General features: G+C 66.6%; 16 protein-coding genes and 1 pseudogene. 15 read left to right on the top strand and 2 right to left on the bottom strand.

All coding sequences use genetic code 11. The features are described from left to right. The 9 genes from nuoF to nuoN form a co-directional block, all read left to right on the top strand. Window positions 1–1,299, top strand: a 1,299-nt coding sequence (nuoF, locus tag MAY35_RS09580) for an NADH-quinone oxidoreductase subunit NuoF (RefSeq protein ID WP_238421032.1), incomplete at its 5' end; no start/stop codon positions are given. Beyond that, complete coding sequence (locus MAY35_RS09575; protein ID WP_238421031.1) at window positions 1,296–3,698, top strand: NADH-quinone oxidoreductase subunit G; 2,403 nt, start codon at window positions 1,296–1,298, stop codon at window positions 3,696–3,698. The genes nuoF and MAY35_RS09575, both read left to right, overlap by 4 nt. Then, entirely contained in the window at window positions 3,695–5,002 is a 1,308-nt protein-coding gene (nuoH, locus tag MAY35_RS09570; RefSeq protein WP_238421030.1) for an NADH-quinone oxidoreductase subunit NuoH, read from the top strand. The genes MAY35_RS09575 and nuoH overlap by 4 nt, the downstream gene beginning before the upstream one ends. Then, window positions 4,995–5,564: an NADH-quinone oxidoreductase subunit NuoI gene (gene nuoI / locus MAY35_RS09565; RefSeq protein ID WP_238421029.1), complete on the top strand. Its 570-nt coding sequence runs from the start codon at window positions 4,995–4,997 to the stop codon at window positions 5,562–5,564. Before nuoH ends, nuoI begins: the two co-directional genes overlap by 8 nt. After that, window positions 5,561–6,352 carry an NADH-quinone oxidoreductase subunit J gene (locus tag MAY35_RS09560; RefSeq protein WP_238421028.1) on the top strand — a complete coding sequence of 264 codons (792 nt, stop codon included), beginning with the start codon at window positions 5,561–5,563 and terminating at the stop codon, window positions 6,350–6,352. Before nuoI ends, MAY35_RS09560 begins: the two co-directional genes overlap by 4 nt. After that, window positions 6,349–6,648, top strand: coding sequence for an NADH-quinone oxidoreductase subunit NuoK (nuoK, locus tag MAY35_RS09555; RefSeq protein ID WP_074852089.1), 300 nt, complete (start codon window positions 6,349–6,351; stop codon window positions 6,646–6,648). The genes MAY35_RS09560 and nuoK overlap by 4 nt, the downstream gene beginning before the upstream one ends. Window positions 6,649–6,658: 10 nt before the next feature. Then, entirely contained in the window at window positions 6,659–8,572 is a 1,914-nt protein-coding gene (gene nuoL / locus MAY35_RS09550) for an NADH-quinone oxidoreductase subunit L (RefSeq protein ID WP_238421027.1), read from the top strand. Next, on the top strand, window positions 8,569–10,194 hold the full coding sequence (locus tag MAY35_RS09545) for an NADH-quinone oxidoreductase subunit M (RefSeq protein WP_238421026.1): 1,626 nt from the start codon (window positions 8,569–8,571) through the stop codon (window positions 10,192–10,194). The genes nuoL and MAY35_RS09545 overlap by 4 nt, the downstream gene beginning before the upstream one ends. Beyond that, window positions 10,191–11,951: an NADH-quinone oxidoreductase subunit NuoN gene (gene nuoN / locus MAY35_RS09540; protein ID WP_238421025.1), complete on the top strand. Its 1,761-nt coding sequence runs from the start codon at window positions 10,191–10,193 to the stop codon at window positions 11,949–11,951. Before MAY35_RS09545 ends, nuoN begins: the two co-directional genes overlap by 4 nt. A 150-nt stretch (window positions 11,952–12,101) precedes the next feature. Here nuoN and MAY35_RS09535 read toward each other — a convergent pair. Then, window positions 12,102–13,351 (bottom strand): annotated as a pseudogene (locus tag MAY35_RS09535) (DUF222 domain-containing protein). Between the two features lie 290 nt (window positions 13,352–13,641). Between MAY35_RS09535 and MAY35_RS09530 the strand changes: the two are divergent. The 5 genes from MAY35_RS09530 to MAY35_RS09510 all read left to right on the top strand — a co-directional run bounded on the left by MAY35_RS09530 (window position 13,642) and on the right by MAY35_RS09510 (window position 18,208). Beyond that, on the top strand, window positions 13,642–14,181 hold the full coding sequence (locus MAY35_RS09530) for an LpqN/LpqT family lipoprotein (RefSeq protein ID WP_238421024.1): 540 nt from the start codon (window positions 13,642–13,644) through the stop codon (window positions 14,179–14,181). A 9-nt stretch (window positions 14,182–14,190) separates the two neighbouring features. Next, window positions 14,191–14,478: a hypothetical protein gene (locus tag MAY35_RS09525; protein WP_238421023.1), complete on the top strand. Its 288-nt coding sequence runs from the start codon at window positions 14,191–14,193 to the stop codon at window positions 14,476–14,478. 56 nt (window positions 14,479–14,534) lie between these two features. Further along, window positions 14,535–15,413: a LysR family transcriptional regulator gene (locus tag MAY35_RS09520; RefSeq protein WP_238421022.1), complete on the top strand. Its 879-nt coding sequence runs from the start codon at window positions 14,535–14,537 to the stop codon at window positions 15,411–15,413. After that, on the top strand, window positions 15,410–16,354 hold the full coding sequence (locus MAY35_RS09515; RefSeq protein ID WP_238421021.1) for a serine hydrolase: 945 nt from the start codon (window positions 15,410–15,412) through the stop codon (window positions 16,352–16,354). The genes MAY35_RS09520 and MAY35_RS09515 overlap by 4 nt, the downstream gene beginning before the upstream one ends. A gap of 81 nt (window positions 16,355–16,435) precedes the next feature. After that, window positions 16,436–18,208, top strand: coding sequence for a penicillin-binding transpeptidase domain-containing protein (locus tag MAY35_RS09510; RefSeq protein WP_238421020.1), 1,773 nt, complete (start codon window positions 16,436–16,438; stop codon window positions 18,206–18,208). Between the two features lie 64 nt (window positions 18,209–18,272). Here MAY35_RS09510 and MAY35_RS09505 read toward each other — a convergent pair whose 3' ends face one another. Next, the gene (locus tag MAY35_RS09505) at window positions 18,273–19,871 is read right to left on the bottom strand and encodes an alkaline phosphatase (RefSeq protein WP_238421019.1); all 1,599 of its coding nucleotides are present in this window, start codon (window positions 19,869–19,871) and stop codon (window positions 18,273–18,275) included. A 123-nt stretch (window positions 19,872–19,994) separates the two neighbouring features. On the opposite strand from MAY35_RS09505, the gene MAY35_RS09500 reads away from it, so the two are divergent. Next, window positions 19,995–20,219: an amphi-Trp domain-containing protein gene (locus tag MAY35_RS09500; RefSeq protein WP_238421018.1), complete on the top strand. Its 225-nt coding sequence runs from the start codon at window positions 19,995–19,997 to the stop codon at window positions 20,217–20,219. Window positions 20,220–20,826 lie beyond the last annotated feature (607 nt).

Below are 20,826 nucleotides of genomic sequence, written 5' to 3'. Positions count from 1 at the left end.
CCCCCCGACACCCCCGTCCTCTCCCGGCACTGGCACGAGGCCGAATCGTGGACGCTCGACAACTACTTGCGACACAACGGGTATCGCGCCCTGCGTATCGCGCTGGACACCCCGCCCGACGGTGTCATCGACATGATCAAGGCCTCCGGGCTCCGGGGCCGCGGCGGCGCAGGGTTTCCGGTGGGTATGAAGTGGTCCTTCATCCCCCAAGGGGATACGAGTGTCCCCCACTACCTCGTCGTGAACGCCGACGAGTCCGAACCGGGTACGTGCAAGGACATGCCGCTGATGCTGGCATCGCCGCATTCGCTGGTCGAGGGAATCATCATCGCGGCCTACGCGATCCGGGCGCACCACGCGTTCATCTACCTCCGCGGTGAGGTCGCCTCCGTGCTCCGCCGGGTACGGACAGCAGTCGACGAGGCCTACGCCGCAGGTTATCTGGGCGCCGACATCCTCGGTTCCGGATTCGATCTCGACCTCGTCGTCCACGCCGGCGCCGGTGCCTACATCTGCGGCGAGGAGACCGCGCTGCTCGACTCGCTCGAGGGCCGCCGCGGGCAGCCACGACTCCGTCCGCCGTTCCCCGCGGTCGCCGGCCTGTACGCAAGCCCCACGGTGGTCAACAACGTCGAATCCATCGCCAGCGTCCCGCCGATCGTCCGCAACGGCGTCGACTGGTTCCGGTCGATGGGTTCGGAGAAATCGCCCGGTTTCACGCTGTACTCGTTGTCCGGGCACGTCACGCACCCCGGTCAGTACGAAGCGCCGCTCGGGATCACGCTGCGTCAGTTGCTCGAACGCGCCGGCGGTGTCCGTGCCGGTCACCAACTCAAGTTCTGGACGCCGGGCGGGTCGTCGACGCCGATCCTCACCCCCGAACACCTCGACGTCCCGCTCGACTACGAGGGCGTCGGCGCAGCCGGGTCGATGCTGGGCACCAAGGCACTTCAGATCTTCGACGAGACGACGTGCGTCATCGGCGCGGTGCTGCGCTGGACGGAGTTCTACGAACACGAGTCGTGCGGCAAGTGCACCCCGTGCCGAGAGGGCACCTACTGGTTGGCGCAGCTCCTGCACCGTCTCGAACACGACGGTGGGACCGAGGCCGACCTCGACACCCTCGCCGACGTCACCAACAGTGTTGTCGGCAAGTCGTTCTGCGCTCTCGGCGACGGTGCCGGCAGCCCGATCGTGTCGTCGCTGAAGTACTTCCGCGACGAGTACCTCGCTCACCTCGACCACGGGTGCCCGTTCGACCACTCCGCGTCGACCGTCTGGTCGGGAGGTGCACGATGACCCTCACCCACGGCAACGACCCGGCCACCGCGGCCGAGAACCTGGTCGGGCTCACCATCGACGGACGGACGGTGCGAGTGCCGAAGGGCACGTTGGTGATCCGCGCCGCCGAGCAGATCGGTGTCACGATCCCCCGCTTCTGCGACCACCCGCTGCTCGACCCGGTCGGCGCCTGTCGGCAATGCCTCGTCGAGGTGGAGGGGCAACGCAAGCCCCTCGCGTCGTGTACGACAGTGGCGACCGAGGGGATGGTGGTCCGCACCCAGCTCAGTTCCGAGATCGCCGCCGACGCCCAGCGCGGGGTGATGGAGCTGCTCCTCATCAACCATCCACTCGACTGCCCGGTGTGCGACAAGGGCGGTGAGTGCCCGCTACAGAACCAGGCGATGTCGACCGGCCGCAGCGAGTCCCGGTTCGACGGGGTCAAGCGCACCTTCACCAAACCCGTGCCGCTGTCGTCGGAGGTGCTGCTCGACCGGGAACGCTGCGTCCTGTGCGCCCGGTGCACGCGATTCTCCACCCAGGTCGCCGGGGACCCGCTCATCGAACTCGCCGACCGCGGTGCGTTGCAGCAGGTGAGCATCTACGCCGACGAGCCGTTCGATTCCTACTTCTCCGGCAACACCGTGCAGATCTGTCCGGTCGGCGCGCTGACCGGCGCGCAATACCGTTTCCGCGCACGACCTTTCGACCTGGTGTCCACACCTAGCGTCTGCGAACACTGTGCGAGCGGATGTGCACAGCGCACCGACCATCGACGCGGCAAGGTGCTCCGACGACTCGCCGGTGACGATCCCGAGGTCAACGCCGAGTGGAACTGCGACAAGGGGCGCTGGGCCTTCGCCTACACCACGGCGGATGACCGGCTCACCTCTCCGCTCGTCCGCGACCGTCACGGCGAACTGCACGAGGCGTCCTGGGCGGATGCCATCCGGGTCGCCGCCGAGGGCCTCTCGTCGGCGTTCGGCAACGTGGGCGTGCTCACCGGCGGCCGACTGACCGTCGAGGACGCCTACGCGTACTCTCGTTTCGCGCGGACGGCGCTGCACACCAACGACATCGACTTCCGCGCCCGCGCACACAGTGCGGAAGAAGCCGACTTCCTGGCCGCCCAGGTCGCCGGTCGGGGTCTCGTCACGACGTACGACGACCTGTCCGCTGCGCCCGCGGTGCTGCTGGTGGGTTTCGAACCCGAGGAGGAGTCGCCGATCGTCTTCCTCCGCCTGCGGCGCGCGGTGCGATCGTCGGGTCAGCGGGTCGTCACCGTCGCCCCGTTGCTGAGCCGTGGCGCGGCCAAACTCGACGCCCGCCTCGTCCCCGCCGTGCCGGGTACCGAGGCGCAGGTGCTCGGCTCAGACGAGATCGCCGGACAACTCGCATCTCCCGGGTCGGTGATCATCGTCGGCGAACGCCTCGCGACGAGCCCGGGCGCACCGGCCGCCGCCGCGGCACTGGCCGACCGCACCGGGGCGCGTCTCGCCTGGATTCCACGGCGCGCGGGCGAGCGAGGAGCACTCGAGGTCGGAGCGCTACCCCACCTCCTGCCCGGCGGGCGCCCGGTGGATGACGCCGCAGCGCGCACCGCGGTCGAGCAGATCTGGAACACCCCGCTCGACGCACGACCGGGACGCGACACCGCCGGCATCGTCGACGCCGCCCGCCGTCACGGACTCGCGCTCGTCGTCGCAGGTGTCGACGTCGACGACCTCCCCGACCCGACCGCCGCGGCCGAGGCAGTGGCCGCGGCGCCGTTCGTCGTCGCGCTCGAGCAGCGTCACAGCTCGGTGACCGCCCACGCGGACGTCGTGTTCCCGGTGGCCGCGGTCGCGGAGAAGGACGGCACCTTCGTCGACTGGGAGGGACGCCCACGCCCATTCACCGCCGCGCTCACCGCGAGCGGCCACCTGCCCGATCACCGGGTCCTCGACGCGGTCGCCCGGCAGATGGGTGTCGAACTGCGTTGCGACACCATGCAGACCATCCACACCGAGCTGCGACAGATCGGGGCCTGGACGGGCAACCGTCGCCCCGTCACGCAGATGCCGGCCCGTATGCCCGAGCCGGCCCCGGGGCAGGCGGTACTGGCGAGCTGGCACATGTTGCTCGACGACGGCCGGTTGCAGGACGGCGAGCCCCAACTCGCCGGGACCGGGCGTCGTCCCGTGGCTCGGTTGTCGGCCGCGACTGCCGCCGAGGCCGGCATCGTCCCGGTCGCCGCGGCGACCCGGCTTCGGGTCAGCACCGCCCACGGCTCGATCACGTTGCCGGTGGAGGTCACCGACATGCCGGACCGCGTCGTGTGGTTGCCGCTGCACTCGGCGGGGTCCCACGTGCATGCGGCTCTGCGAGCGCAGGCCGGCCACATCGTCGCCCTCGCATCCGGCGGAGGTGTCGCATGACCCTCGCCATCGACTACCCCACCCTGGACGACTTCGGCACCGACCCCCTCTGGCTCATCATCGCGAAAGCCATTGCGGTGTTCGCCTTTCTGGTGGTCAACCCGCTCGTGGCAATCCTGCTCGAACGCAAGATCATGGCGCGCATGCAGTCCCGTCTCGGACCCAATCGCGTCGGACCGCGCGGAATCCTGCAGAGCCTGGCCGACGGCGTGAAGCTCGCGCTCAAGGAAGGGATCATCCCGTCGGGGGTCGACAAGGTGATCTACCTGCTCGCACCGATCATCGCCGTCGTCCCCGCGGTGATGGCCTTCGCCGTGATCCCGTTCGGACCGATGGTGTCGGTCTTCGGACACCAGACGCCGTTGCAGCTCACCGATCTTCCCGTTGGCGTGCTCTATGTCCTCGCCGTGACCTCGGTGGGTGTGTACGGCATCGTGCTCGCCGGGTGGTCGTCGGGATCGACGTACCCGCTCCTCGGCGGGCTGCGCTCGACCGCCCAGGTGATCTCATACGAGATCGCCATGGGTCTCACCTTTGCTGCGGTGTTCCTCGACGCCGGCACGATGTCGACATCGGGAATCGTTGCCGCCCAAGAGCACCACTGGTACGTACTGTTGCTCCTGCCGTCGTTCGTCATCTACGCGATCTCGATGGTCGGCGAGACCAACCGCGCGCCGTTCGACCTCCCCGAGGCCGAGGGCGAGCTGGTCGGCGGCTTCCACACCGAGTACTCGTCGCTGAAGTTCGCGATGTTCATGCTCGCCGAGTACATCAACATGGTCACCGTCTCCGCACTGGCCACCACACTGTTCTTGGGTGGGTGGCAGGCACCGCCACCGTTGAGTGCCTTCGACTGGGCCAACTCCGGTTGGTGGCCCGTGCTGTGGTTCACCCTGAAGGTCTGGGTGTTCCTGTTCGTGTTCATCTGGTTGCGGACCAGCCTCCCGCGTCTGCGGTACGACCAGTTCATGAACCTCGGCTGGAAGGTCCTCATCCCCATCTCCCTGACGTGGGTGATGGTGGTGGCGATCATCCGGGCATCGATCGTCGGTGAGGATGCCGATCTGCTCCGCGCCCTGGTGTCGGCAGGTGCCGGGTTGGTGGTCACCGGGTTGATCGCGTTCTCGATCTGGCATCTGATGCGGGTCCCCGACCTGAACGACGACGACCCGGCCGACCCCGCGACGCCCGTCGACTTCGACCCCATGGCCGGCGGCTTCCCCGTCCCGCCGATGCCGGGACAGGTCATCCGCACCGGTACGGATCACGAATCGACCCCGAGCAGGGAGACCACCGATGCCTGACTTCCTCAAACCGGTGAGCGGCCTCCGCGTCACCTTCGGCGGCATGTTCACACCCACCATCACCGAGCAGTACCCCGAGGAGAAGCGCCCCACCGCTCCGCGTTATCACGGTCGCCATCAACTGAATCGGCACCCGGACGGGCTCGAGAAGTGCATCGGCTGTGAGCTCTGCGCCTGGGCGTGCCCGGCCGACGCGATCTACGTCGAGGGCGCCGACAACACGCCCGAAGAACGCTATTCGCCGGGCGAACGGTACGGCCGCGTCTACCAGATCAACTATCTGCGCTGCATCGGCTGCGGGCTGTGTATCGAGGCGTGCCCCACCCGGGCACTCACGATGACCAACGACTACGAGCTCGCCGACGACAACCGCGCCGACCTCATCTACGAGAAGGACCGCTTGCTGGCGCCGCTTTCCCCCGGTGCCGCACAACCACCGCACGACATGGCGCCCGGCTCCACGGAAGAGAATTACTACCGCGGCGAGGTGGGCGCCGACGGACGCGTGACACCGTTGCCGACACCGACTCTGCGCGAGGGCCTCCGGGAGTCGCGGTCATGACCCCGGCCCCCGTCGTCACCTTGCTCGCCGACGAGGTGGCGCGCACCTCCACCGGCGAGGCCGTCCAGTTCTGGATTCTGGGCGCCGTGGCCGTCGCGGGGGCACTCGGCGTCGTCTTCGCGACCAAGGCCGTGTACTCCGCCATCTTCCTCGCGACGACGATGATCATCCTGGCGGTCTTCTACGTCGCGCAGGGCGCCCTGTTCCTCGGTGTCGTCCAGGTGGTGGTGTACACCGGCGCGGTGATGATGCTGTTCCTCTTCGTCATCATGCTGATCGGTGTCGACTCGTCGGATTCGCTGATCGAGACCCTGCGCGGACAACGACTCTCCGCCGCGCTCATCGGCATCGGGTTCGGTGTGCTGCTCATCGCCGGGATCGGCAGCGCCACCGTCGGAGTCGTGACCGGCGCGACCGCGCCGGGAACGCTGGCCGCCGGCAGCGATTCCAGTGTGGAGGCCATCGCCGAGCTGATCTTCGTGCGATACCTGTGGGCCTTCGAACTGACCGGCGCGCTTCTCATCGCCGCGACACTCGGCGCCATGGTCCTCGCGCACCGCGAACGGTTCGGCCCGCGCCTCACGCAGAAAGAGCTGTCGCAGGCCCGTTTCCGCAGCGGCGTCAACCTGACCCCGCTGCCGACGCCCGGTGTCTACGCGAGGCACAACGCGGTCGACGTCCCGGCGCGGCTGCCCGACGGCTCCCCGTCGGACCTGTCGGTGAACGCGATCCTGGCCGCGCGGACCCTGCGCCGTCGGCCGCGGAACCAGTCGGGCGACGACTCATGAATCCCGAGAACTACCTCTACCTCTCCGCGCTCCTGTTCACCATCGGTGCTGCCGGGGTCCTGCTGCGACGCAACGCCATCGTCGTGTTCATGTGCATCGAACTGATGCTCAACGCGGCGAATCTCGCGTTCGTGACCTTCGCGCGGTTGAACCAGTCCTTCGACGGTCAGGTGATCGCCTTCTTCACGATGGTCGTCGCCGCCGCCGAGGTCGTGGTGGGACTGGCGATCATCATGACCATCTTCCGATCGCGCCGCTCGGCGTCGGTCGACGACGCGGATCTGCTGAAGCGGTAGAGGAGGATTGGTGAACGCCGAACTGACCGCGTCACTGCTCTGGACGATTCCCGCACTGCCCCTGCTCGGCGCCGTGATCCTCCTCCTCGGCGGTCGTGCCACCGATCGCTGGGGCCACCTGCTCGGCACCGCACTGGCAGTCGCCTCCTTTGCCGTCGGACTGCTCATGTTCGCCGGGATGGTGTCCCGGCCGGCCGAAGGCCGCGGGGTCGACGACATCCTCTTCAGCTGGATACCCGTCGGAGAGCTCCAGGTGGACTTCGGTTTTCGCCTCGACCAGCTGTCCATGTGTTTCGTCCTGCTGATCACCGGCGTCGGATCCCTGATCCACGTCTACTCCATCGGTTACATGACCGACGACCCGGACCGCCGTCGATTCTTCGCCTACCTCAACCTGTTCCTCGCCGCGATGCTCGTCCTGGTTCTCGCCGACAACTATCTCGGCCTCTACCTGGGCTGGGAGGGCGTGGGCCTCGCGTCGTACCTGCTCATCGGCTTCTGGCAGCACAAACCGTCTGCCGCGACGGCCGCGAAGAAGGCGTTCGTCGTCAACCGGGTCGGCGACATCGGGCTCGCGGTGGCACTGATGATCATGTTCGCCACGTTCGGCGCGGTCTCGTTCACCGCGGTCTTCGACGGGGCGTCTCAGGTCGGCGAGACCACCCTCACCGCACTGGGATTCATGCTGCTGCTGGCGGCGTGCGGCAAGTCCGCGCAGGTGCCGCTGCAGTCGTGGCTCGGGGATGCGATGGAGGGCCCCACCCCGGTGTCGGCGCTCATCCACGCCGCGACGATGGTGACCGCGGGTGTCTACCTGATCGTCCGGTCGGGCCCCATCTTCGACCTGGCGCCCGCCGCCCAGGTCGGCGTTGTCGTCGTCGGCGCGGTGACACTGTTGTTCGGCGCCGTCATCGGGTGCGCGAAGGACGACATCAAGAAGGCCCTCGCCGCGTCGACGATGAGCCAGATCGGGTACATGGTGCTCGCCGCCGGCCTCGGTCCCGCCGGTTACGCCTTCGCGATCCTCCATCTGCTGACCCACGGCTTCTTCAAGGCGGGCCTGTTCCTCGGTGCGGGCTCGGTGATGCACGGGATGAACGACGAGACGGACATGCGCCGCTACGGCGGACTGCGCACGTTGATGCCGATCACGTTCGTCACATTCGGGGTCGGCTACCTCGCGATCATCGGCGTGCCGCCGTTCGCCGGCTTCTACTCGAAGGACCACATCATCGAGGCCGCGTTCGGCGCCGGCGGGGCCAAGGGTCTTCTCCTCGGCGGCGCAGCGCTTCTCGGCGCCGGGATCACCGCCTTCTACATGACCCGCGTCATGCTGCTCACCTTCTTCGGCGAGAAGCGCTGGCACGACGGCTCCGACGCTCCCGCACCCCACCCGCACGAGGCACCGAAGGTCATGACCGGTCCGATGATCCTCATCGCCCTCGGTTCGGTCGCCTCGGGTGGGCTCCTCGCGATCGGCGGGTCGTTGGAGCACTGGCTCGAACCCGTCGTCGGCGAACACACCGAACACCACCTGCTCCCCGTCTGGGCGATGACCGCGATCATCCTGGTCGCGGTGGCCATTGGGGTCGCGATCGCCTACCGGCAGTACGCAACGCGCCCGGTGCCCGTCGTGGCCCCCGACGATGTCTCGGCCCTCACCGTCGCCGCCCGGCGCGACCTGTACGGCGATGCCCTCAACGAGGAACTGCTGATGCGTCCCGGTCAACGGATCACCGCGGGCCTCGTCACCGTGGAATCCGACGGCGTGGACGGGCTGACGAGCGGGGTCGGCGATGCGGTGACCGGCACGTCTCGTCGAATACGGAACTGGCAGAACGGGTACGTCCGGTCCTACGCGCTGTCGATGTTCGCGGGAACCACTGTGATCGTCGCACTGGTGATGGCGGTGAATGTCCTGTGAACGTCCCCTGGCTCACCGTCCTGTGGCTGACTCCCGCGATCGGTTCGGCGCTGGTGCTGGCGATTCCCGCGACGAGGGTCGCGGCGGCCAAGTGGTTCGCGTTCGCGGTGTCGGTGGGCGTCCTCGTCGTCGCCGTCGGGATCACCGTCGGCTTCGATCCGGGCGGCGATCGCTACCAGTTCGTCGAGGACGTCAGCTGGATTCCCGCGCTGGGCACCCGGTACGCGCTCGGCCTGGACGGGATCGGACTCGTCCTGATCCTGCTGACCTCGGCGCTCCTGCCCTTGCTGCTGCTCGCCGGCTGGCGGGATGCGGATCCGTCCGGCTCACTCGACGATTCGGGTGGCCGCGCGCAGAAGGGTCCGCACATCTACCTGGCGCTGTTCCTCGCGACCGAGGCGATGGTGCTGATGAGTTTCGTCGCGCTCGACGTGTTGCTGTTCTACATCTTCTTCGAGGCCATGCTGATCCCGATGTACTTCCTCATCGGTGGCTTCGGCACCGGACCCAACCGGTCCGGTGCGGCGGTGAAGTTCCTGTTGTACAACCTCTTCGGCGGTCTGTTGCTGCTGGCGGCGGTGATCGGACTGTACGTGGTGACCGCACAGAACGGCGTGGGTGCCGACGGGGGCGGGACCTTCGCATTGACCGACATCGTCGCCGCCGTGTCCAGCGGGCAGATCGACGACTCGACCGGGCTGGCCAAGTTGTTGTTCCTCGGGTTCATGTTCGCGTTCGCGGTCAAGGCCCCGCTGTGGCCGTTGCATTCGTGGCTTCCCGATGCGGCCGTTGCCGCGACGCCGGCATCCGCGGTCCTCATGATGGCCGTGATCGACAAGGTCGGCACCTTCGCGATGCTCCGCTTCTGCCTGCAGCTGTTCCCCGACGCGTCCCGGTACTTCGCACCGTTCATCTGCGCACTCGCCGTGGTCAGCATCGTCTACGGCGCGGTCCTCGCGATCGGACAGACCGACGTCATGCGGCTGATCGCCTATACGTCGATCTCTCACTTCGGATTCATCATCCTCGGCATCTTCGTCCTCACCGATCAGGGCCAGACCGGGTCGGCGCTGTACATGGTCAACCACGGGATCTCCACGGCGGCACTGTTCCTCATCGCGGGCTTCCTCGTGTCGAGGCGGGGCAGCCGACTGATCGCCGACTACGGCGGGGTCCAGAAGGTCGCACCTGTCCTGGCCGGCACCTTCCTCGTCGCGGGCCTGGCCACCTTGTCGCTGCCCGGTCTCGCCCCGTTCATCAGCGAGTTCCTGGTGCTCATCGGCACTTTCACCCGCTATCCGGTGGCGGCGGTTCTCGCGTGTTCTGCGCTCGTGCTGTCGGCGATCTACATCCTGTGGACATACCAGCGGATGATGGGCGGTCCACCGAAGCTGGCGGACGTCCGGTCGTCGTCGATGCGCGATCTCGCCGGCCGTGAGCTGGCCGTCGTCGCGCCGCTGATCGCCTTGCTCCTCGCGCTCGGCGTCTACCCGAAGCCGATGATCGATCTGATCGACCCCGCCGTGCAGAGCACGTTGACCACGGTCGGCGTCACCGAGCCCGAACCATCGGTGCGCCCGGTCCCCGAGGACACCAGCGCGGAAGCGGAGGGACATCGATGAACTCGACCGGCGGCACAACACTTCTGGCGGCGATCGAGACGCCCAGCGTCGAATATGCCGCGCTGTCACCGATGCTCATCGTCTTCGGCGCCGGGGTCGTCGGGGTGCTCGTCGAGGCGTTCGCCCCTCGTCGGTTGCGCTACCCGTTGCAGCTGACGCTTTCACTGGGCGCACTCGTCGTCGCATTCGCCGCACTGGTGACCGTGGCAATCGCACAGACCGAGGACGGTGCGAACGGTCAGGTCGCCATGTCGGGAGCGGTGGTCCTGGATCGCCCGACGCTCTACCTCCAAGGTCTGCTCCTCGTCGTGGCCGTCGTCGCTGTCGGGTTCATGGCCGAACGCCGGCTCGAGCGGGTCGTCGCACCGGTCACCATGCGGACGCTGGCCGGGGCGGGTGGTGGAGACGAACCGTCTACCCGCACCGTGAACGGCGGCGGTATCGACGCCGACATGTTCACACCGTCGGGCGCCTCGGTTCCCAACACCGACGCCGAGTTCGAGGCGACGCGCGCCGGCGCGGTGACCACCGAGGTGTTCCCTCTTTCCCTGCTCGCGGTCGGCGGGATGATGCTGTTCCCCGCCTGCGGCGATCTGTTGACGATGTTCGTTGCGCTGGAGGTGTTCTCGCTGCCGCTGTACCTGCTGTGCGGGTTGGCTCGGCGTCGACGTCTCATCTCGCAGGAAGCGTCCCTCAAGTATTTTCTCCTGGGGGCGTTCTCCTCGGCCTTCTTCTTGTTCGGAGCAGCCTTCGTCTATGGCGCCTCGGGCTCGTTGAACCTGTCGACCATCGGTGCATCGCTCACCACAGTCACCGACACCGGCGGCGACACCACATTGGCCCTCATCGGTCTGGCCCTCCTGGCGGTCGGGCTGCTGTTCAAGGTCGGTGCGGTGCCGTTCCATTCGTGGATTCCCGATGTCTACCAGGGCGCTCCGACACCGGTGACGGCGTTCATGGCCGCAGCCACCAAGGTCGCGGCGTTCGGTGCGTTGTTGCGAGTCTTCTACGTCGGTTTCGGCGCCCTGCGCGACCAGTGGGAACCCGCCCTGTGGGCGGTCGCGATCGCCTCCATGGTGATCGCCTCGGTCATGGCCGTGACGCAGAACGACATCAAGCGAATGCTCGCCTACTCGTCGATCGCCCACGCCGGCTTCATCCTGCTCGGACTGATCGCATTCGACGACGCCGGTCTCGGCGCGACGCTGTTCTACCTCGCCGCCTACGCATTCACCACTCTCGGCGCATTCGCCACGGTGGCCGTCATCCGCGAACCCGACACGGATGCAGCGACATCCGCGCGTAGAGCCGCCGTCCAGGGCACCGCGACCCCTGTGCGCAACCCGCACCTGTCCGGTCGTGAGGCCACCGACCTGACCCAGTGGTCGGGGCTGGGACGCCGCTACCCACTGGTCGGTGCGATGTTCGCGGTGTACCTCCTCTCCTTTGCCGGAATCCCGTTGACCAGTGGTTTCATCGCCAAGTTCGACGTCTTCGCCGCGGCCGCCGGCGCCGGTGGTGGCGTGCTGGTCGTGGTGGGTGTCGTCAGCAGCGCCATTGCCGCCTACGTCTACATCAAGATCATCGTCGCCATGTTCTTCGACGACGTCCCTGTCGAGGCGGCACCCCACGTCGTCAGACCCAGCGTGCTGACGACGTCGGGGATCGCACTCTGCACCCTGATCACCGCGGTGCTCGGCATCTTTCCCCAGCCCCTGCTCGACCTCGCCGATTCTGCGGCCGCGTTCTTGACGTGATCGTGCGGAAGCATCGCCGGGGCTGGGCGGTCACACTGTGGAGTTGTCAGAGGTCGCGCACGAACCCTCATCTGGGGACCGCTGGTCTCACTGCGGCAGTTGTGTCCGGAATGCGATGCAGACTGCCGCAATGTTCTATGCAGCCGCCGGTCAGGCCGCGTCGTCGAGCCGCATGGTGCGCCGGTTGTAGGCGGGTAACGGTCGGCGCCGTGGATCGATCTCGACTGGCGGGATGAGCCAGGGATGCCGGTCGAATCCCATCACCACATCCCATCCGTTGTGGTGCACCTGGGTATGACACCTTTGACACAGCAGACACCCGTTGTGCAGGGACGTCTCGCCGCCGTCGGCCCAGTGCACGATGTGGTGTACCTGCGTATGTGACGGTGGCGTTCCGCATTTGACGCAGCACGAATCCCGGATCACAACCGCCTTGCGTAGGTGCGACGGGAAGATCCGCTTCTCGTGTCCCATCTGCAGAGGCACCGTTGCGCCATCGATGACGACCTCGGTCAGGGTGCCGTCGCACGCGAGCATCCGGGCGGTGGCGTCGGTGATGGTGCCCGTCCACGGCAACGCACCCAGATCTCTGGTCTCCGCCGGGATGGTCAGAATCAGCTGGGTGCGGGGCGCACCTGCCGTGTTCACGGAGGCTCCCAGTGCGGCTTGGTCGAGGATCAGCTCGAAGGCGTCGGCGCGTCGTTGTGCGGCCGAGCGTCGATCGTTGGCGCCGTCCGGTTCCGGACGTGGAGTCGAACGTTCGTCGAGCATGGTCATGAACTTCTCCCCGACCACCTGAGTGACGTCGGCATGGATTTCCACGCGCCCGTCATCGGTCACGGTGTGCTGCACACTGCTGAGCGAGCGGTCTTCGGCGGCCGAAACCCCTCCCGTGGTGCTCGAGACCACGTGTCCGAGCGCTCGCGCCCTCATCAGAACCTCCGCGGGGGATGCGCCTGACAGCGCCTGGGCCACCAGCTCACCTTCGAACGCCACCATCTCTTCGTCGGAAATCCCTACGCAGCAACGCTTTCGATGTGGTTGATGCCTCGGACGATGGCATCGACGATCTCGGTCGACAACCGCCCGTCCGCAGCATGCCCCTTGACGACGTCCAACGCGGACACCCGGGCGACGATTCGAACGATCCGTGACGCGGCCGCAGGCGGGAAACCCATGTCCATCAACAACCGCCGCAGAGTCGAGTGGCTCCGCTCCGCCACACGCAGTCGGTCGAGTTGCGCAGCGCGCGTCACGATCTGATGGTCGAGCGCATTGCGCATCAACCGCATCGTCTCCAACTCGGCGCGCCCCTCGGGATCGTCCAAAGGGGGCTCGGCATCGATGATCGCGTCGAGGAGGGCTGTGAGATCGGGCATGACTCCAAAGTACTCGAACATTCTGGCGAATGCCACTCTCATTCGCGGCAAATCAACTGCGAGACAACATCTCCGAGAACGCACTCCCAGACTTCATTTCGTCGGTGCGACCTCATTTCGGCCACTCGGATACTGTTTCGCACCACCAGTCACGGATTGTGACTGAAATGCGCACACCACACTCGTCCTGAATCTCGTGAATTCACGAACCCGGACGGGGACATCTGGCAGCCCCTACCGACGCATGCCATCCTGAACCTCATGGTTGTCATCGAACGCCGCCTATGCGCCAGTTCAGATTCACACCGGTCATGACTCTCGCGTGGACCCTCAGCGACCGACTGCACCGCATGGCGGTGTCGCACGCGCGTGTGACCGATCCACGCTCGGTAGCCGGCACGATTCACATCGATCTCGACCATGCCGCCTACGTTCGAGACCCAGACGCGGCACACCGCGGCCTGTTGGACCTGTTCATCGGAACAGGTCCTGGTGGGACCGACCACCGGAACAACATCACCGTTGCATTGACCCGATTCATCGTCGACTCGACCGTCGACGTCAACGACCTCCTCGACCACGCGTTCGCCGACCTCCGACGACTCACTGACTGGACCGAAACACGCGCAGACCGCTATCCCATCGACAACCGGACACGCGGCGGGAGCGTTCAGGCAGGTCACTATGCGGGTACAACAGGCGATCGCCGGTTCCTGGTGCACAAGCACGTGATCTACCAGCGAGCGAACGTCGTGTATCTGCTGCAGTGCAGTGGAACCACCGCGTCCGACAGTGCCGTCGCCAGATCCACGCTCAGCGACGCCGTGGTTTCTACTCGACTAGACGATTGAGAAAATGAGATGGTTACCCGGAAATCAGTCGTCGAAGACCTCGAACAAGCGATGTGCACCCCGGTCCACTTCGAACCGGACCCCGACGATCGATCCTGGTATGTGGGCCAATTCGTAGATCAGTCACTCTACGTCCGACTGGGCAACTTTCCCGACGAGGAACTGTTCTCGCTGTACCTCGGCCACGGCCGGTGGATGGATTTCACCACATTCCCCGCCAACTGGACCGTCGCGAGCGAAGGCGATTGGCCCCCCACCGCGCGACCCCGCCTGCCCAAGGGCGAGTTTTACGAGTGACCGGTGGTGACGCACGTCAGCGTCACGGGTGCCCCCACCATGCCATCCTGATACTCGTGGATCTCATCAGGCACTTGCGGTTCTTCGTCGCCGTGGCCGAGGAGGGTCACTTCGGCGAGGCGGCGGCCCGCCTGGAGATGACCCAGCCTCCGGTGTCCCAGGGGCTTCGTCGGCTGGAGAAGCACCTCGGGGTCCTACTGATCCGGCGGACGACGCGCGGCGCGGAGCTGACCGACGCCGGGCGGGAACTGCTTCCCCGCGCGCGACTCCTCATCGACGATGCCGCGCGGTTCCAGGGAGAAGCGCGACGCCTCCGCGATCGCAGCGAGGTACTTCGTTGGGGCGCGGTGTCTCTCGTGGGAGCGACGCTCACCGCCACTCTGGCGCAACGTATCGCGCGAGTGTCCTCGGGACAGGAGATGGCGAGCGCGTCGACGGTGAGCCTCATCGATCAGGTGTCTGCCGGCTCACTCGATCTCGCCGTCGTCGAGGCACCCTGTGTCACCGGGTCCCTGATCGCCGGGCCCGTAGTTGTCGTGCGACGCACCGTCGTCGTTCCGGCGTCCCACCCGGTCACGACCGCCGAGCGCCCTCGCCTCCGTCAGCTGGCCGGACTCGACTTCTGCCACGCGCCACGCTCGTTCAACCCTCCCGCCCATGACCAGCTCATCGACAGACTGCGCGAAGCCGGCCTCGACCCGCATGTGCTCCCCGCCTCCTCGTCCGATCAGGTACTTGCCGCGGTCGCCGCCGGTCGCGCCTTCGCGCTGACCGCCGAACCGGGGGTCCTCGCCTCGGTCGACGCGGTTCGCAGTGTGTCGATGGGCCGGGACGCGACCGCACTGCGCCTGCGGGTGGTGTACCGCGAAGCCGCCTTGGGCGAGATCGCGGAGGTCGTGACCGCGGCGCTCTACAAGATCGGCAAGGCGTCGTGAGCGGGGCGGGTTCACTTCCCGACGCCGCACGAGATGACCTCGACCACACCGTCAGCGAGTTGTTCAACGATGCCGGCTGCGCCGGTTGGCTCCATGCGCGCACGATCGGATCCGCCTCCGTCGAGTACTGTTTCGACGCCGATGCCCCCGTCGTACTCGCGTCCGTGTACAAGCTGGTGGTCCTGATCTCGTTGTGCCGCAAGGCCGATCGCGGCGATATCGATCTCGCGTCGTCGCTCACCGTCGATCCCACCCGATGGGCGCAGGGCCCGACCGGACTCGGCCTCTTCACCGACCCGGTGACGATCTCCTGGCGCGACCTCGCGACGTCGATGATGACGGTGTCCGACAACGTCGCCGCTGACGTGATCCTCACTCACATCGGACTACAGCAGATCCACGACGACCTCGCCGCTCTCGGTCTGACACACACCCGGATCGTCGGCGGCGTGGCCGAACTGCACGAACGCCTGCAGCGCGAGACCGGAACCAGCACGGTCGCAGAGGCATTCGCCGCACTGGCCGATCCGGATTCCGACGTGTCGGTGAGCGCGTACGACGCCGCCTACTCGAGTTCGGCCACGCCACGTGAATGCACGTCACTACTGGATGCGGTCTGGACCGACCGCGCGGCGTCGCCGGCGTCGTGTGCGTTCATCCGACAGACGATGCGACAACAGGTTTTCACGTCGCGACTCGCGTCGGGGTTCCCGTTCCGGCGGGTCGACGTCGCAGGCAAGACAGGAACCCTCGTCGCCATTCGCAACGAGATCGGCGTCATCGAGTTCCCGGGTGAACTCCCCGTCGCGGTTGCGGTGTTCACGATGAGCGCCAGGTCAGAGATCGCGCTCCCCGAGGTCGACCGGGCGATCGGCCTGGTGGCGCGAGCGGTGGTGACCGAACTCCGCATGCCCGATGACTCGGCGAGCAGTGGCCGGTGAACTGGCACGATAGCGAATCGCTATCGGACGATCGCGCGTCGCATCTTTGCATCTGGGCGACCCCACGAGTTGGCTCGAAGCATGCGTCGATGGTGGGCACTGATGTGCGTGTGTGCGGTGATCGTAGGGACGGTGTCGGGATGCTTCCTGTCCTCGGAGTCACCGGAGGACACCCTGCGATCTTTCGCCGCATCACTACAGAAGGGTGACGCGGATGCCGCCGCCGCGCTCACCAGCGATCCGGTCGCGGCTCGGGCCGCCATCTCATCGATGTTCGACGGCATGGGTGCGACGCCCAAGCTCACGGTGACGGGGGAACTCGTCGACGACAAGAAGGTGAGCGGCACCCTCGATCACCGATGGCAGATCCGTGACCGGACTGTCAATTACCAGACCTCTGTCGTTCTCGCCGAGACGGATTCGGGGTGGCGCCTCCAATGGCAACCGACGGTGCTCCATCGACAGTTCCGCAACGGCGACACCTTCTCCTACAGCGACGACCGGGCCTATCGCACCCCCGTCCTCGACACCAACGATCGACCGCTCATGACCTGGCAACCGGTGACCCTGGTCAACTTGCAGCGCGCCCGACTCGATTCCGCCGAGACGCTCGCACGCGCACTACGCCCGGTCGAACCGGGAATGAACGCCGCCGGAATCCGCGGAAACTTCGACGGCAACAACGCATCACAGCAGACAGTCATCCGACTCCGTGAGTCCGATCTCGCACGCGTCAAGCGGTCTGTGGACGAGATCCCGGGAGTTTCGCTCACCGAGCAAGGTGCGCTGCTCAGCGCGACCAAGGCGCTGCATTCTCCCGCGATGGACGGCCTCGACGACATGTGGCGGAGAACAATCGACGCCACGGCGGGGTGGTCGTTCCAGATCGTCGACGCGGAGGGGACACCCACGCACCTCGTCGACTCCGCGCAACCCGGCACGACGCCGCCCGTACGAACCACTCTCGACCGAGACATCCAGTCCCGCGCCCAGCTAGCCGTCGACGGCGAACGACGTCCGGCGATGATCGTCGCGATCGAACCCTCGACCGGTGGGATCGTCGCTGTCGCACAGAACACCGCTGCGGACAGGTCGGGGTCGGTGTCGCTGTCCGGCCTGTACCCGCCTGGTTCGACCTTCAAGACGATCACGACCGCGGCGGCACTCGACGCCGACGCCGTGCAACCGACCTCGCAGGTCCGATGCCCCGGCCGGGCAACCATCGAAGGACGTACGATCCCCAATGAGAACGACTTCGACCTCGGGACGACGACCCTGCCCACCGCCTTCGCCCGGTCCTGCAACACCACGATGGGTGCGCTCGCCAACACCTTGTCCGACGACGCCCTGACCACGATGGCTCGCCGCTTCGGCATCGGCGCCGACTACGCGATCCCGGGCCTGACGACCGTCACCGGCTCGGTGCCCCGCGCCGACACCCCCGCGCTGCGCGTCGAGAACGGCATCGGTCAGGGAACCGTGACGGTGAGCCCCTTCGGTCTCGCACTGGCAGAGGCGAGCCTGGCACGGGGAGAGACCGTCACCCCGTCCCTCGTCGCAGGTCAGCGCACCACCGGTGACGTACAACCGCAACAGATCCCCGACGACGTCGTGCGTGCGATCCGGAGCATGATGCGTGACACCGTCACCCGGGGGACCGCGACCACACTGCGCGACATACCGGGCCTCGGAGGGAAGACCGGGACCGCCGAGTACGGTGACAACAAGAACCCGCACGGATGGTTCGCCGGTATCGTCGGCGACCTGGCTTTCGCGACATTGGTCGTCGGAGGCGGATCGTCGGCGCCGGCGGTCGAGGTGACCGGAGAGTTCCTGCGGCCGTTGACGAATTAGCCCTTCCAGCAACAGGATGTGCACCGAGACGTCGACGCACACCCCTGGCTCCGTACTCGCCGGGTCACCCCGCGGGTTCCAGGTCCTTGCTGTACAACGTCTTTCCCGACGCGTCGACGAGCTCCACCCTGAACACCTTGGTTCTCCCGTCGATGGACACCTCACCGAAGTGCTGAAAGCCCTCCGCCGGTGACACGTTGGATTCGGTGGGCGCGTGGACGAATTCGTACGTCGCGCCGAATGTCCCGTCCAGTGGGCTCTCGGGGAACGCGCCCGCGTGCAGCGGTCCGGCGACGAACTCCCAGAACGGGGCAAAGTCCTCGAAGCCGGCACGGTCCGGCTCGTACGAGATCGCTGCCGTGTAGTGGACATCCGCTGTCAGGAAGACCACGTTCTGGACCTGCTTGGTCTCCGACAGAATCCGTCCGAACGCGATCTCCCGACCCAGCGGATCACCGTTGTCCCCCTGCGCCACGGCCTCCATCGCCTTCGGCCCGTTCGGCGGTGTCGTGTTCTTGTCCCCGACAACGATGCTCAGCGGCAGGTCGTTGGCAACGACCTTCCACGTCGCACGCGAAGCGTTGAGCCCGTCGATGAGCCACTGCGTCTGTGCGGCGCCCAGCAACCCGTCGACGTTGTTCCTGGACCAGGCATCGGGATTGGGGTCCTTGAAACTCCGCATGTCGAGTATGAAGACGTCGAGGAGCGGCCCGTAGGACACCTTGCGGTACACCCGGTCCGCCGCACCGATCTCGACGGGTTGCCACTCCTGCCATGCCTGACGCCCGTTGCGTGCCAACACGTCGACGCTCATCTCGGTATAACCCTCGCGTCCCTGGCCGGCGAGACTCTCACCGGGGAACCAGTTGTTGACGACCTCGTGGTCGTCCCACTGCACCAGTTGGGGAACCGACCCCACGAAACGTCGGAAGTGCTCGTCGGTGAGGTTGTAGGCGTAGTTACCTCGAAATTGGTCAACCGTCTGTGCCACTTGCTCTTTCGCCGGGCTGGTGACGCTCCGGTAGATCTTGCCGTCGTTCTGCTCCTGTGTGGGCTCGACGGGATTGTCGGCGTAGATGGCGTCGCCGGAATGGATGAAGAACTGCGGGTTCCGGTCGGCCATGGTGGAGAAGATGGTCATGCCGCCCATGTCGGGATTGATCCCCCATCCCTGGCCCACCACGTCACCCGACCACTGGAATCTGATGTCGTCGTCGCGCACCGGGGCGGTGGTGAACGTGCCGGTCACCGGTTCGCCGAGCGCGCCGTCCTCGCCTTCGAGAGTGACGCGATAGTGCACGGTCTTCCCTGGTTCGAGTCCGGCCACCCGCAAGCGGCCGGTGCCGTCGGAGGCGGGCGTCAGTTGCGGACCCCGCAATGTGCGTGCGTTACCGAAGGATTCGTTCGACGCCGTCTCGACGATCATCGTCGCCGGGCGGTCGGACCGCGCCCACACCAAGGCCCCGCCGCTCGTCATCTCGCCCGTCGCCACTCCGTGTGTCAGCACCGGCCGGTTCCGGATCAGACTCGTCGACGACGGTGTCGAGTTCGACGATCCGCACGCCGCAACCGAGGCTCCGAGCGGAACCAGAAGTGCACCAGCGCCGGCAGCGCGCAGGATCGTTCGGCGGGAGACGTCGCGAAATCCGTTGGTTGCGGTCATGCGGGCCACCCTCGCGCACCAACTCCACGCGACGGTGAAGTACGGGTGACGTCTCGGTGTCGCACCCCGCAGTGCAGACCAATGACCCTTGACCGCTTGATGCGCTTGGGCTCAGATGGACAGATGGGAGACGAACTCTTCGAACACAAGACCAAGTCCGAACTGACTCGCGAAGAAGCCGCGCAGCGACTCCACGAACTCGCGGACGCCATCGCGCGCCACAACGAGGTGTCGTTCGTGGAGAACAACAAGACCGTCCGCGTCGACATCCCGCCGCGGGTCAAGCTCAAGGTCGAGATCGAGCGTGGCGTCGAAGAATCCGAGTTGGGGATCGAGATCACCTGGTGAACAGCTGATGTCGGCGCCGAGGCAACTCCCACCGGCGCCGGGTTTCGTCGTCCGCGTCCGAGCAAACCGGGCCGGCGCGTCAGGAACCGGTCGGCGCCAAGCTCTCGGTCGGCTCTGTTCGCAATAGGCAATCGATGCGCTTCAGCCGCCAAGCGGCGACTGCGAAGGCGGCCTGCCTCCGCCACCGGCAGCGGATCGGCCGCACGTTGCCGCGGCGTAGAGCCGGCCAGACGTGACCCCCAGACTTCGTCTCGACCGGCAGACCTCGATCGAGGTCTATCGGTCGAATTGAAGTCTGGCGGTCAGAGGCCACGGTGCCCGATCCGCACGGCGCGATTCGTTTGGTCCCACGTTGCCGTCGCCACTGTCGATCTTCAGGATTCGGGCTGCAAGCCCATTCGTCTGAACAAACCAAATCGGACAGACCGGCAGCGCACGCGACCTGCGTCGTCCTAAGTTCGGCCTTTGCAGTTTGTGGACACTACAGAATCGGGGAACCATGCGCGCTCGACACCTCTCACTGACCATTGGGCTCGTTGCAGTACTCGCGGGCGGCGCCGCGTGCAGTTCCTCGGACCAGCGAACCGAATCGCCGACGCCCACCCAG

Origin of the sequence: Gordonia sp. 'Campus', from assembly GCF_022206305.1 — a bacterium.
GTDB lineage: Bacteria > Actinomycetota > Actinomycetes > Mycobacteriales > Mycobacteriaceae > Gordonia.
The sequence above is the reverse complement of the archived record's forward strand: the minus strand, read 5'-3'. Positions and strand labels throughout refer to the sequence as shown.

Bases quoted from the DNA above. Each gene is read 5' to 3' on its own strand.
- MAY35_RS09575 (WP_238421031.1), top strand. From the start codon at position 1,296: ATGACCCTCACCCACGGCAACGACCCGGCCACCGCGGCCGAGAACCTG.
- nuoH (WP_238421030.1), top strand. From the start codon at position 3,695: ATGACCCTCGCCATCGACTACCCCACCCTGGACGACTTCGGCACCGAC.
- nuoI (WP_238421029.1), top strand. From the start codon at position 4,995: ATGCCTGACTTCCTCAAACCGGTGAGCGGCCTCCGCGTCACCTTCGGC.
- MAY35_RS09560 (WP_238421028.1), top strand. From the start codon at position 5,561: ATGACCCCGGCCCCCGTCGTCACCTTGCTCGCCGACGAGGTGGCGCGC.
- nuoK (WP_074852089.1), top strand. From the start codon at position 6,349: ATGAATCCCGAGAACTACCTCTACCTCTCCGCGCTCCTGTTCACCATC.
- nuoN (WP_238421025.1), top strand. From the start codon at position 10,191: ATGAACTCGACCGGCGGCACAACACTTCTGGCGGCGATCGAGACGCCC.
- MAY35_RS09530 (WP_238421024.1), top strand. From the start codon at position 13,642: ATGACTCTCGCGTGGACCCTCAGCGACCGACTGCACCGCATGGCGGTG.
- MAY35_RS09525 (WP_238421023.1), top strand. From the start codon at position 14,191: ATGGTTACCCGGAAATCAGTCGTCGAAGACCTCGAACAAGCGATGTGC.
- MAY35_RS09510 (WP_238421020.1), top strand. From the start codon at position 16,436: ATGCGTCGATGGTGGGCACTGATGTGCGTGTGTGCGGTGATCGTAGGG.
- MAY35_RS09505 (WP_238421019.1), bottom strand. From the start codon at position 19,871: ATGACCGCAACCAACGGATTTCGCGACGTCTCCCGCCGAACGATCCTG.
- MAY35_RS09500 (WP_238421018.1), top strand. From the start codon at position 19,995: ATGGGAGACGAACTCTTCGAACACAAGACCAAGTCCGAACTGACTCGC.